Annotated in this window: 12 protein-coding genes; 1 reads left to right on the top strand and 11 read right to left on the bottom strand. The window is 38.8% G+C overall.

Features of this window, described 5'->3' with window-relative positions; translation table 11 throughout:
* Positions 1 to 149: 149 nt before the first annotated feature.
* Positions 150 to 548 (top strand): IS200/IS605 family transposase, encoded by a 399-nt coding sequence (gene tnpA, locus LIZ98_RS02660; protein WP_041844950.1) that lies wholly within the window; start codon positions 150 to 152, stop codon positions 546 to 548.
* 183 nt (positions 549 to 731) lie between these two features.
* Here the strand turns inward: tnpA and LIZ98_RS02655 are convergent, their stop codons facing one another.
* The 11 genes from LIZ98_RS02655 to ftsH form a co-directional block, all read right to left on the bottom strand.
* Positions 732 to 2540, bottom strand: coding sequence for an alpha-glycosidase (locus LIZ98_RS02655; RefSeq protein ID WP_227138924.1), 1809 nt, complete (start codon positions 2538 to 2540; stop codon positions 732 to 734).
* Positions 2541 to 3057: 517 nt separating this feature from the next.
* A complete protein-coding gene (locus tag LIZ98_RS02650) occupies positions 3058 to 4014 on the bottom strand; it encodes a LacI family DNA-binding transcriptional regulator (RefSeq protein WP_227138923.1) in 957 nt (318 codons plus the stop codon).
* A gap of 458 nt (positions 4015 to 4472) precedes the next feature.
* Positions 4473 to 5957 carry a lysine--tRNA ligase gene (gene lysS / locus LIZ98_RS02645; RefSeq protein ID WP_034766924.1) on the bottom strand — a complete coding sequence of 495 codons (1485 nt, stop codon included), beginning with the start codon at positions 5955 to 5957 and terminating at the stop codon, positions 4473 to 4475.
* Between the two features lie 408 nt (positions 5958 to 6365).
* Entirely contained in the window at positions 6366 to 6593 is a 228-nt protein-coding gene (locus LIZ98_RS02640) for a helix-turn-helix domain-containing protein (RefSeq protein ID WP_227138922.1), read from the bottom strand.
* The gene (gene folK / locus LIZ98_RS02635) at positions 6545 to 7069 is read right to left on the bottom strand and encodes a 2-amino-4-hydroxy-6-hydroxymethyldihydropteridine diphosphokinase (protein WP_227138921.1); all 525 of its coding nucleotides are present in this window, start codon (positions 7067 to 7069) and stop codon (positions 6545 to 6547) included. Before folK ends, LIZ98_RS02640 begins: the two co-directional genes overlap by 49 nt.
* A gap of 150 nt (positions 7070 to 7219) precedes the next feature.
* Complete coding sequence (gene folB / locus LIZ98_RS02630) at positions 7220 to 7591, bottom strand: dihydroneopterin aldolase (protein ID WP_227138920.1); 372 nt, start codon at positions 7589 to 7591, stop codon at positions 7220 to 7222.
* A 23-nt stretch (positions 7592 to 7614) separates the two neighbouring features.
* Positions 7615 to 8439 carry a dihydropteroate synthase gene (gene folP / locus LIZ98_RS02625; protein WP_227138919.1) on the bottom strand — a complete coding sequence of 275 codons (825 nt, stop codon included), beginning with the start codon at positions 8437 to 8439 and terminating at the stop codon, positions 7615 to 7617.
* A gap of 259 nt (positions 8440 to 8698) precedes the next feature.
* On the bottom strand, positions 8699 to 9622 hold the full coding sequence (gene cysK / locus LIZ98_RS02620) for a cysteine synthase A (RefSeq protein WP_034766914.1): 924 nt from the start codon (positions 9620 to 9622) through the stop codon (positions 8699 to 8701).
* A gap of 241 nt (positions 9623 to 9863) precedes the next feature.
* Complete coding sequence (gene hslO, locus LIZ98_RS02615; protein WP_227138918.1) at positions 9864 to 10757, bottom strand: Hsp33 family molecular chaperone HslO; 894 nt, start codon at positions 10755 to 10757, stop codon at positions 9864 to 9866.
* A 47-nt stretch (positions 10758 to 10804) separates the two neighbouring features.
* Complete coding sequence (locus tag LIZ98_RS02610; RefSeq protein ID WP_034766910.1) at positions 10805 to 11569, bottom strand: type III pantothenate kinase; 765 nt, start codon at positions 11567 to 11569, stop codon at positions 10805 to 10807.
* Between the two features lie 254 nt (positions 11570 to 11823).
* Positions 11824 to 13785, bottom strand: a complete 1962-nt coding sequence (gene ftsH, locus LIZ98_RS02605) for an ATP-dependent zinc metalloprotease FtsH (protein ID WP_227138917.1) — start codon at positions 13783 to 13785, stop codon at positions 11824 to 11826.
* Positions 13786 to 13789: the final 4 nt, after the last annotated feature.

Here is a 13789-nt window from a genome sequence, read left to right as displayed (position 1 = left end):
GAGGAGGATTGTAAAATGGAACGTGTACCAAAATTAATTAAGTTTCCTGTCGATTTAGTAGTAAGGATTGAGGAATATCGAAAAAAGAATAATATTAAAAGTTTTTCAGGCACTGTTTACGAACTAATTCGCAAAGGCTTGGAAAAGTAATGGAATATATCTCTGAAAATCATAGTAAACATTTGCTTATATGCCATTTAATATTTGTTTGTAAGTATCGAAAAAAGTTATTATTAAAAGTTGGTGATGATATTAAAACTGAAATCGAATCAATAGCTAATCATTACGGTTGGCAAATTATTGAGCAAGAAATAGACCAAGACCATATTCATATCTTAATCAGATATTCCCCGAAATGGAGTATTCTTGAAATCGTTAGATTATTGAAGCAACTCACAACTTATCGAATGTGGCAAAAGCATAACGAATATCTTTCTCAACATTTTTGGAAAGAAAGAGCCTTTTGGAGTGATGGATATTTTTCTTGTAGTATTGGAAATGTAAGCAAAGAGATTATCCTAAAATATATTCAAGAGCAAGGTCGTTAGGGCTTACATCCCCTAGCCTAAAGGCGTAGGGGTTTTACGCCCATCCTTATAAAAACTCTGCGACTGCCTAACCCTTAGGTGAGAGCAGAGCAGCTGTTTTAGGAAACTACCGTCAGTGGGGTTTCTTCGACTTGACTGAAGGATAAGAAACTTCACAAGACCTGCCGTCAAGATAGAGAAAAGTTAATTTATTATTTCCAAAATAGTAAATTGCTTAGGAGCAAGCACAAGTATATCTTCCTGAACGGGTTTATTTTCCCAAATATTTTTGACAGAGTTTGAATTATCCACATTCAGATCACTCCATGGAATGGACTGTTCCGCCGCGGACCGATTAAAGGCAAATAGTAACGTATGGTTTTTGTCTTTCCGTAAGAAGCAGATCACTTCTTTATCGTTTTCATTTTTCAGCCAGATCAGATCGCCGTATGTCAATGTCGATTGATAATCTTTACGGAACCGGATTAGTTTTTTCATAAAGGTGAGCATGTCGTGATCCTGTTTGTCTTCCTCCCACACCATACATTTTCGGCAGAGTGGATCAGCGCCGCCATCTATGCCGACTTCTGTCCCGTAATAAATGCATGGCGTTCCAGTGTGTGCGAACATAAATGCAAGGGCAAGTTTAGCTTTTTGTTTATCACCGCCGCATTTGGTCAAAATTCTCGGTGTATCATGACTGTCGAGCATATTAAACAGGACTTCATTGTTTGACTTCATATAATGCATAAACTGTTGATTGATGCTATACATCATTTTTTCCGCAGATATTTTTTCTTCCACAAAATATTCACTAATCGTCTGTGTGAACGGATAATTCATCACGGAATGGAATTCATCGCCTAAAAGCCAAGGCCAAGAATCATGCCATATTTCACCGAGAATAAAAAGATCCGGTTTTTCTTTTACCACCGTCTGATGAAAAGTTTTCCAGAAAGTATGGTCAACTTCATTGGCCACATCGAGTCGCCAACCGTCAATATCAAATTCCCGAATCCAATAAGTTGCAATATCAAGTAGATATTTTTGTACTTCCGGGTTGGCTGTATTGAGTTTCGGCATGCTCGTTGTAAAAGCGAATGTATCGAAGGAGAGTGTATCTTGCCCGTCAATATTGCCGTTTTCTCCTTCACGAACCGGGAAAGAATGGATGTGGAACCAATCCTTATATATTGAGTTTTCTTCGTTTTTCAATACATCCTGCCATTGCTTCGAGTTTTTTCCAATGTGATTGAATACGGCATCGAGCATAATCCGTATCCCCCGTTTGTGTGCCTCTTTCACAAGTTTACGGAAGGTTTCCTTGTCTCCAAAATGCGGGTCGATGGCAAAATAGTCAATTGTATCATATTTATGATTGGATGGTGCCTCAAAAATCGGTGTCAAATAAATTCCATTAATCCCAAGGTCACTCAAATAGTCCAAATGGTTGATAATCCCCTGCAAGTCCCCGCCAAAAAAGTCGTTTACGCCAGGGTCTTTACTCCCCCAAGGCAAAGCATTTTTTGGGGAGATATCCGGGTTTCCGTTTGCAAATCGCTCGGGGAAAATTTGGTACCAAACCGTTGACTTAACCCATTCCGGTGCTTTAAACATATCCGTTCCATGCATAAAGGGAAATTTAAAATAATAATCAGGAACATTTAGTGTATCTTCATTTGGCGGATAAAAGCCACGACCGCCGTAAAAAATGTGATTGCCATCCAGGTCGGTAAGTAAAAAAGCATATTGTAAGCGGCGATGCGGTGGTCTTACTTCTGCAAACCAGTAATCATGTGCTTCCGTTTCTGCAACCTTTGACATTGTTAGCTGTTCATACTGCCAGTGATATTCCCCTGATTCATTCTTTTTAAATAAATAAGGATCACCCCAAATAAGTAGAACTTCGGCAATATCCTTCTTTTTTGTACGTAACTTCAGATGCATCGTTTCTTTGTCATATACATATGCATCCGCACTGAATGGATGGTGAAAAATTCCGGCTAATTCCATGATTGTTCCTCCTCACCTTAGTTGTTTTGATGAAGTAAACCATGGTAACAATAAGAGTCGCTTCATTCTATAAATATTATGCAAACATCCCCATATAAAATAGGCTACGAAAGACCGCTGAAAATAGTTAATTTCGATTGATGGACACAGTCACTCTAGTATGTATGCATAATATGTGAGAAAATAAGCATAAACATTCGGATCTCATCAACATTACCCTGATTAACTCCATACTCCTTTTAGCGTACCATCACCTAAAAATGAATAACAGATGTTATGTTCATGTTAGCGGTAACAAAATTTAACATGAGGCCATACTGCTCACCGGCTTGCCGCATTACCTGCTTTTAGTCTTGACAACTGAATGGCGAAGATTGGATGAAATATTCTTTCGGTAAATATTTTAAAAACCGGGCAACAACCCGGTTTTTTCATATCGCAGTTCTTTTATCTTCCACCTTTATCCGACATGGCTTTGATAATAGAAAATAAAAAGCAGCCTGTTTCGGAGGCCGCCCTATATATGAACTGTTGACGGACGCACGAGCAGTTCAGGTTCAAAAAACCGATGCCCTTGTGCCTTGCCATCTTCCTGAATTTTTTTTAACAGCATACGGGCGCAGGCTTCCCCCATCTCGACAACCGGCTGACGAATTGTTGTAATATGAGGAGAAGAAATCCGGTCCAGAAAAACGCCGTCAAATCCTGTAACCGCAACCTGATCGGGAATCTGTAACTGTAATGACTGCGCAGCCCTGATTACACCTAGGGCAATCCGGTCACTCGCACAGACAAATGCACATTTTTCTTTCCAATTGGACAAGATTTCTTTCGCATTTCTTTCGGCTACTCTCGAACTGTTTTTCATCCTGTACAAATAATTTGGTAATCCATATGAGTTAACCGTATCCAAATAACCTTTCAGCCTTGCAGACATAAACGGTTCCTGTAAATCAATTCCGAAAAAGTAAATTTTTTCGAATCCCAAGCTAACTACGTGCCTAGTCGTAAGCCGCATACCTTTTTCATTGTCCACATCGATAAAATCATACCCTCTGTCACTTTGGCCAAACAAAATAATCGGCTTAGAGAATTCCTTTAAGATTGTATCATAATCATAACTGCGGACACCTGTAGCAATCATACCATCACACTGGCCAATATCCATCGATTTCCGTGTAACCAGCTGGAAACTATAGTAGTTCCTGTCTAATTCTTTGGCAATTCCGGCCAATAAGTTCATGTAGTAAGGTTCGGTTGTATCCATTTCTTCCAAAATAAGGAACTTGATTACTTGAGTACGGTTCGATACCAGTGCACGCGCGGCATAATTCGGTACATAGTTTAACTTTTCCATTGCATCATAAACCAATTTTTTCAAATCATCACTGACTTGTTCTGGGTGGTTAATGACTCTTGATACAGTCATTTTTGAAACATGTGCCAGTTTCGCCACATCAGAAATAGTTACCATACACACTCATCCTTTATTTTTTAAAAGTTAGGCGCTTTCAAAAATAATAAACGAAAACTCCTGAGTCTCCTCTCCCCGGAGATCTGGATCCATCAATTTATCCGCCGTGCCAAAACCGACAGCAAATATTCCGGTCGCCCTTATTGGCAAACTACTTCCATGTAAGACGCCATCCAAATTAAAAAATCTTGTCTAAATTTTTCATTTATTTCATTATATCATATAGGATATAAAGTCAGTAAATCGATAAGTGAATGCCCTAACTTTCATTCACCAAAAGGGGGATAAAATAAATCATTCTGCCTACAATAATTTAACTCATACCATGAACTTTAGATTAATCATAGGATCTTTATCTATTTTATTTAGCTAAATAAGCGGCTATTCAGTTGAAAAAAATATTAAAAAAGACCACCTTCTATTGATCTCATCGAAGGCAGCCTGATTTAAATTATTAGTTATCGTTGACGCATAGTTGGGAAGAGCAATACGTCCCGGATGGAAGGTGCATTCGTCAAGAACATGATTAAACGATCAATACCAATCCCAAGTCCACCTGTTGGAGGCATCCCGTATTCCAATGCTTCGATAAAATCTTCATCCATTACATGGGCCTCATCATTTCCTTGGCTGCGTTCTTTCACTTGGGCTTCGAATCTTTCTCTTTGATCAATCGGATCATTTAATTCTGTAAATGCATTCGCATGTTCACGAGCAACGATGAACAGTTCAAAACGATCCGTGAAACGAGGGTCGTCTGCATTTTTCTTCGCTAAAGGTGATATCTCCACAGGATGACCGTAGACAAATGTCGGTTGAATCAGTTTTTCTTCCACTTTTTGCTCAAAGAATTCATTAATAATATGACCAACTTCCATATGTTCAGTGATTTCTATCCCATGTTCTTTAGCTAAGATACGTGCTTCTTCCACAGTCATTTCCTGCCAAAAGTCAACCCCTACATATTCTTTAACGGCATCGACCATATGGATTCTTTTCCACTTTGGTGTTAAATCAACATTATATTCACCATATTGGATATTTGTCGTGCCTAACACTTCTTGAGCAACATGAACAATCATATCTTCCGTCAGATTCATAATATCATGAAAGTCTGCATATGCTTCATATAGTTCAAGCATCGTAAATTCCGGATTATGTCGGGTCGAAACACCTTCATTTCGGAACACACGGCCAATCTCGTACACTTTTTCCAGTCCGCCGACAATAAGTCGTTTTAAATGTAATTCAAGGGCAATACGCATGTATAAGTCAATATCCAATGCATTGTGATGGGTAATAAACGGACGTGCAGCAGCCCCGCCCGGAATGGTGTGCATCATTGGTGTCTCTACTTCAAGGTACCCTTTATTATCCAAAAATCGGCGAATCGATTGAATTACTTTGCTGCGGGTAACAAAAATGTCTTTACTTTCCGGGTTTACAATAAGATCCAAATACCGTTGACGATATCGTTGTTCGACATCTTTCAACCCATGGAATTTATCAGGTAATGGGCGTAAAGCCTTTGTTAGAATTTGGAAGTCATCCACTTTAATAGATAATTCACCCACGTGTGTTTTAAATACAATCCCTTTTACTCCGACTATATCTCCTAAATCGGCTGTCTTAAAAATAGCATACTGGTCGTCGCCAATGGTATCTTTACGGACATAGATTTGAATTTGTCCGGTCACATCTTGAATATGGGCAAAACCGACCTTCCCCTTACCTCTTTTTGTCATAATCCGTCCCGCTAATTGGACACGTATTTCTTTACTTTCTAATTCTTCATTTTCCATTTCGCCATAGGCATTTTTGAGGTCCATCGCACTATGTGTTCTATCAAAACGTTTACCAAAAGGATCAATCCCTTTTGCACGTAATTCTTCCATCTTTTCACGCCGAACAATTAATTGGTCATTTAACTCTTCATGACTCATTCCCAATCATCTCCATCATTTAATTTCAAAATTATTTATGTAAAAAATTCCAGCAAAGAAGTTTCTTGAAAAATCTTTGTCATTTGATTACATGCCAATATACTTCCCGTTCTATTTATCATTCATTTAGTTACGAGAAATAGATAGCTTTAGAAAATAGGAAAACTGCCAGTATCTTATCTTACTGGCAGTAAAGCATACAAAAGTAATTATAGGTGAAAAAACATCCACTTGTCAAACGAGTAAACACTTTCACCCTCTGTTTTGATGTCGCAAAGGTTCATTCTCATAGGAGTAAAACGGGCGCCGTTACTTCCTGTTTTCCTTTCATACCCTCACTTACTTACTCTCAAAACAAAGGCAGTAAAATCAGCTTAAATGTAAAGATGTCGTTATTTCTCCTATTTATCATTTTGTATTCCTTCTATTACAATCGCCGGGTATTAATTCATTCATCTTTATATTCAATATTCTAGCAATGCATGACATTAGTTCCGATGATGGGTATCTTGTCCCTCGTTCAACTTCTCCAAGAACAGAAACAGATATCCCCAGTTCATTCGCTAACTCCTTTTGCGTGAAACCTTTCAATTTCCGAAAAGCTCGTATACGTCTTCCCCAGATTTCTGTTTCCATAATCTAACTCCTTTAGTAGATAACCTCTCAACCATATCATTAATTGTTTGATTAATCCCAGGTATTATTATTTCCGAATCGATTTCTTGGAGAGGGACGAGAACAAATGCCCGATCCCCCATTCTCGGATGAGGGATTTGAAGTTTTTCCGTTTCAATCCTTTGATCATTAAATAATAGAATATCGATATCAATATTTCGAGGTCCCCAACGTATGATTCGTGTTCTCCCCATCCATTTTTCGATTTCAAGGCAAGATTCCAATAACACTGTCGGTTGGTAATCCGTCGCTATTTCTATCACCATATTTAGAAAAGAGTTTTGCTCTGTATAGCCGACCGGATCCGTTTCATAAATCGATGAATAGTTTACGACTGTGATATGTCCGGAATCTTCTAATTGTTTAATAGCATTATAAAGTGAGTCTTCTCGCTTACCTAAGTTAGACCCAAGAGAAAGAAACGCTCTATTCTTCATTTTACCATCTTCCCGCTATTTGTATTCAATTAACTTTTTCAAAAAATAATCATTCTCGAAAAAATGTCATGGAAAAACAGACTACCTTTTCAAACCGCTTGTCATTTGCTTTTCACGGAAGAAAAATTTATACTCGGCGCCTACTAATACTTAACCAAGTGTATTTCTTGTTCTTGTCATTTCAACGGCTACGGATCGATAGTGACCAGGTATCGGCGGATCCGGCTTGGTCACTTTTATCGTACACCTTTCAATTTTTGGAAACTGAAGCAGCACTTCATCGGCAATTTTTTCAGAAACGGCTTCAATCAGTTTAAATTTTCGATTCTCCACAATTTCCTTGCATAGTTCATATAATTCGGCATAATTGACCGTTTCCTTTAAATCATCTGTTTTTCCGGCCTTTTGCAAGTTCAATTCAACGACCAAATCCACAATAAAACGTTGACCGAGGCGATTTTCTTCCGGTAATGCACCATGGTATCCATAAAACTCCATTTGATTTAAATAAATCTGATCCATCGATTTCCCCACATTTCTTGATTTTAATTGACAGATGACTTGACACCGTTAATTAAAATATCCATCATCTTTGCCATTCTTGCCATTTCTTTTACATCATGAACACGAATAATTTGACATCCTTTCATAATACCATAGCAGATCGTAGCTCCGGTGCCTTCCATCCTTTCAGAAACTGGCAGGTCAAGTGCATATCCAATCATTGACTTTCTTGATGTACCTAAAAGGACAGGATATCCTAGTCCAACTAATAAATCAAGGTTTTGCATCATTTCAACGTTTTGTTCATAAGTTTTTCCAAAGCCAATACCCGGATCAAGGATAATTTGATCATCCTGTACGCCCCGTTTTTTACAAATTGTAATGCTTTCATATAAATCAAATAAGCTGTCTCGTATAAATGACTCATAATCTATCTTTTCCCGATTATGAGTTAAAATAATGGGAACATGATGTTGAGCGGCCACATCGGCAATCTCCGGATCCTTTTTTGCCCCCCAAATGTCATTTATTATATGAGCACCGGCTTCAATCGCTGCGTTTGCGGTTTCTGCCTTATATGTATCAATAGATAAAGGAACATCAATTGTTGGAGCCAAATGTTGTATGATAGGAGTTACTCGATTTATTTCTTCCTTTGCCGAAACAGGTGCAAAGCCCGGCCTTGTTGACTCGCCGCCAATATCAATAATGTCTGCACCGTGAGCAACCATTTCTTTTGCGTGCTCAATGGCGGAAGTATTTTCGTAAAATTTCCCGCCATCAGAAAACGAATCCGGTGTTACATTTAAAATCCCCATTATATATGTTTTTTCTTTAAAATTCAGTTCATATTTCCCAGCTTGCATGATTGAGCCACCTTCCCCTTACAAAAACTATTACCATTTTATCAAATTATCAAGTTATGCCACAATATACAGAACGGTTAGCACAGAAAAAGCCCTTTATTTTCGGTAAAAATCGCCATACATTGCGATAAAAACAAAAAAAGTTGTCCGTACCCGGTAAAATGCAATATTCCTCAATCAAAAAAACGATTGTCATGAATACATTGCATTTACCGGCAGACAACAAACAACAAAGGATTTGAGAGATGTTAGTAGAAATTTATTCAAATTGATATAACGCCGTACTTAAGTAACGTTCACCGTTATCTGGCACAATCGCTAATACTTTTTTCCCTTTACCGAGCTTTTTCGCCACTTGAATAGCCGCAGCAATCGCAGCACCGGCAGAAATTCCGCCAAGAATCCCTTCATGACGGGCTACATTACGAGCTGCTTCAAAAGCTTCCTCCGTGGAAATTTGGATAACTTCATCATAGATTTGTGTATCCAATACTTCAGGAACAAAGTTAGCTCCGATTCCTTGAATTTTATGTGGCCCCGGTTTTCCCCCGGACAAGATTGGTGAGTCTTTTGGCTCTACAGCATAGATTTTTATACCCGGGTATTGTTCTTTTAAAACTTGACCGGCACCTGTAATGGTTCCGCCTGTTCCAATCCCGGCAATAAATGCGTCTAATTGATCACCCATTTGTTCAACAATTTCAGGACCGGTTGTTAATTTATGAACTTCCGGATTTGCTCCGTTTTCAAATTGTTGCGGCATAAAATATCCATTTTCTTTCGCTAATTCAGTTGCTTTGTTTACCGCGCCTTTCATGCCTTCAGGTCCCGGTGTAAGTACCAGCTCTGCACCATAGGCCCGCAGTAAGTTTCGCCGTTCAATACTCATTGTTTCAGGCATAACTAAAACAGCTTTATACCCTTTTGCAGCGGCCACCATTGCCAGCCCGATTCCGGTGTTTCCACTTGTCGGTTCAATAATCGTATCGCCTTCTTTAAGTAATCCTTTTTTCTCAGCATCTTCAATCATCGCTAAAGCAATCCGATCTTTCACACTGCTCCCCGGATTGAAGTATTCCAGTTTGACAAATACTTCACCTGAATTTTCATCACCAACATGATTTAATTTAACTATTGGCGTACGACCGATTAATTCCGTAATTGAATTAACATATTTTGACATGTTTACACCCCTAATTCCTAGTATATTAATTGGATTAATCTTATTTTAGCTCGAAACAAAGCCTCTTGTCAATTTATTCTTAATATTATTCCCACTTTTTTATACCAAGAGGCTTATCTCCCCTAAAAAATCACGCTCAAAATATCCGATATGGCTTATTTTACGAAAAATCCGCCGTAAACCCGGGAGTTAATCTTTATATCCTGTTAAAATCGGGTATAAAGGCCTGACTCATCATTTGTCACTTACTGGACTTTTCCTCTGTCCGCTGTTTTAATTTCTCTAATTCATTGCTTGTAAATAAATACTTTTCATTGCAAAAATGACATTGGACTTCTGCTTGCCCGTCTTCATCAATCATTTCTTGCAGTTCCTGTTTTCCCAGACTGATTAATGCATTCCCGAAACGTTCCTTTGAACAGGTACACTGAAATTTAACCGGTACTGTTTCCAGAATTTCGACATTCTCTTTTCCCAACAATTCAGCTAATATTTCCTCAGGGGTTAACCCTTCCTTAATTAATGTTGAAATTGGTTTGATCGTTTTTAAGTGATTTTCGATCTTTGAAATCGTTTGGTCCGTTGCTCCGGGCATCATCTGTAAAATAAATCCCCCGCTTGCCAATATGGAATGATCAGGATTTACCAGTACCCCTACGCCTACAGCTGAAGGTACTTGTTCAGATGTTGCAAAATAGTAAGTAAAATCTTCCCCTATTTCACCGGAAACGATCGGGACTTGCCCTGAAAATTTTTCCCGTAGTCCTAAATCTTTCACAACCGTTAACGTGCCGTTTGTACCGACGGCTCTTCTTACATCAAGTTTGCCTAGTTCATTTACTTCAAAATCAACATGGGGATTGGCAACATAGCCGCGGACATCTCCAACAGTATCTGCATCTACCAGTATTACGCCAAGCGGGCCATCTCCCTCTACTTTTACAGTAATACGACTGTCTCCCTTAAGCATCGACCCCATCATTGCAGCTGCTGTGATTGTTCGACCAAGTGCCGCAGAAGCTGTCGCCCATGTATCATGTCTTCTTTGTGCTTCACTTACTGTATTCGTTGATCGGATTGCGTATGCCCGCACTTCTCCGTTACAGCCAATTGCTTTTACTAAATAATCATCCATTGGTGTTCTCCTTCCATATTGTCATTCGGATGTGCAAAATAAACGGTTCACATATTTCGTTTATAGATCAAATGCAAGCCTTTTAAGGTTAGTAAAGGGTCAACGATATCAATAATTTTTGCTTCCTGTGCAATTAAATTGGCTAAACCGCCTGTGGCAATGACTTTCGGCTGCTTTTTCGCCTGCGCTTTCATACGCGAGACAATCCCCTCAACCTGTCCGACATAGCCGTAAATAATTCCGGACTGCATCGCTTCAATCGTATTTTTCCCAACAATATTACTTGGGGGGACAATTTCAATTCTTGGTAATTTTGCCGCCTTTGTATACAGTGCCTCTGTCGAAATGTTAATACCCGGAGCAATGGCACCACCCATATATCGTCCCTGTTCATCAATAAAACAATAGGTTGTTGCTGTACCGAAGTCGATAATAATTAACGGACTTCCGTATGCATGAATGGCTGCTACAGCATTAACAATCCGATCGGCCCCCACTTCTTTTGGGTTTTCGTATTTTATATTTAATCCGGTTTTGATTCCCGGTCCAACAATTAACGGCTCTATTCCAAAGTATTTTGTGCACATTCTTTCTAAAGCATTCATAATTGGCGGAACAACAGATGAAATAATAATCCCTTTAATATCTTGACAGGATGTACCTTCATGCTCAAATAATGATTTTATCAATAGACCATATTCATCCTCCGTACTATTCCTGTTCGTTGCAATTCGCCAATAATGTTTCAATTCATCTTTTTCATACACACCCAATACGATATTTGTATTCCCCACATCAAGAACTAAAATCATATTTTCACCAACTTTTTATGTATTAGAATGAGTTTGTATAAATCCCCGTAGAGAGGGGATAAACAATTCACGATAATCAAAGAAATATTACCATAAAATCTACTTAAAGAAAAACGTTTTAAAGTCTATTCCCGGTAAGAAAACTGCAAGGTCCCGGAACTAGGCAGCAAAACTTATCTAAGTTTTTGGCCAAAACATTTTCTCATTCTGTAAAAAAAATAAGCTGACGGCTAGGGCAGCTTATTTTTTCAATATTATTCTGGTTTTTGCTCTTCATCCGCTTGGATCGGACTTTCTTTTGGTGAAATATTAATTTTTACATCAGACTTTTCGTTGTTTTTTATTTCCCATGGCTTAACGACTTCTTCCGTTTTTCCTTCTTCTTCATCCGGAAGGCGACCATGGTCATATAAATGGCGAATTTGCTTGGCATCAAGTGTTTCAACTTTTAGGAGTGCTTGTGCAATAACTTCTAATTTATCTCTCTTTTCTGTTAAGATCTGTCTTGCCTTTTCATAACATTCTTTGATAATTCTTTGGATTTCTGTATCTATTTCATAAGCAATTTTATCAGAATAGTTTGGATCGTTATTAATATCTCTTCCTAAAAAGACTTGACCGTGCGTTTGACCGAATTGCAATGGTCCTAATTTTTCACTCATTCCAAATTCCGTTACCATTCGACGAGCAATCTCTGTGGCGCGTTGGAAGTCGTTGGAAGCACCTGTACTTACTTCACCAAATACAATTTCTTCTGCTACACGACCACCTAAAAGGCCGGTAATCTTATCTTTCAATTCCGGTGTTGTCATAAAATAGCGATCTTCTTTCGGTAGCATAACAGCATAACCACCTGCTTGCCCACGCGGAACAATCGTTACTTTATGAACCATGTCTGCTTCATCCAGAACAAGTCCGATAACGGTATGACCACTTTCATGGTATGCGACAATATTCCGTTCTTTTTCAGAGATGACACGAGATTTTTTCGCCGGACCTGCTATTACTCGGTCGGTTGCTTCATCGATATCATTCATATCAATTTTCTTTTTATTTGCTCTTGCAGCTACCAGAGCAGCTTCATTCAATAAGTTTTCCAAATCCGCTCCGGAAAAACCCGGTGTACGCATTGCGATTGTTTTTAAATCTACAGATGCATCAAGCGGTTTATTTCTGGCATGTACACGCAGTACTGCTTCACGCCCTTTTACATCCGGACGGTCAACGGTTATTTGTCTGTCAAATCGACCAGGACGCAATAATGCAGGGTCTAAAATATCCGGTCTATTCGTAGCAGCAATAATGATAATCCCTTCATTCGCACTGAATCCATCCATTTCTACCAGCAATTGGTTCAAGGTTTGTTCACGTTCATCGTGACCGCCGCCAAGTCCTGCGCCACGTTGTCGACCGACCGCATCAATTTCGTCGATAAAAATGATACATGGTGCATTTTTCTTCGCATTTTCAAATAAGTCACGCACACGGGAAGCACCGACCCCGACAAACATTTCAACAAAATCCGAACCACTGATTGAGAAGAACGGGACCCCGGCCTCTCCTGCAACAGCACGGGCTAAAAGTGTTTTACCTGTTCCCGGAGGACCAACGAGCAATACGCCTTTTGGAATTCTTGCACCTAGTTCTGAGAATTTCCGTGGATCTTTTAAGAATTCAACGACTTCAACCAGCTCTTGTTTTTCCTCATCAGCACCGGCTACATCTTTAAAACGGACTTTCTTCTTTTCATCATTATATAATTTCGCCTTGCTTTTCCCAAAGTTCATGACACGACCGCCGCCGCCTTGGGATTGATTTAACAAGAAGAAAATGAAGAAAATTAAAATAATGAACGGAATCATTGAGGTCAATAATTGAACCCATCCGCTCGTCTCTTTCGCCATTGCAAATTCAAAGTTAGTATTTGTTTGGTTTGCTGCACTTTCAATTCTTTCTAATGTTGTTGGACTGTTCCAAACATTTACAGTAAAGCCTTGATTATTTTCAGCGTTTTTCAATTTACCAGTAATCAAGTAAACCTGTCTTTCAGGTTGTGCAGTAAATTTCTCCACATCACCTTTTTCAAGATGTGTGATGAACTCATTATATGTCATTTTTTCATTTGTTTCTTGACCGCCTGTGAATATGCTAATTACTCCGATTAAAACTAACAATACAAGCAAGTAAAAAACAGTATTTCTAAATATCCGATTCATCCTT

This window comes from Caldibacillus sp. 210928-DFI.2.18 (assembly GCF_020554505.1).
Taxonomy (GTDB): domain Bacteria; phylum Bacillota; class Bacilli; order Bacillales; family Caldibacillaceae; genus Caldifermentibacillus; species Caldifermentibacillus hisashii.
Note: the sequence above shows the minus strand (reverse complement) of the source record. Positions and strands in the feature narration are given on the sequence as shown.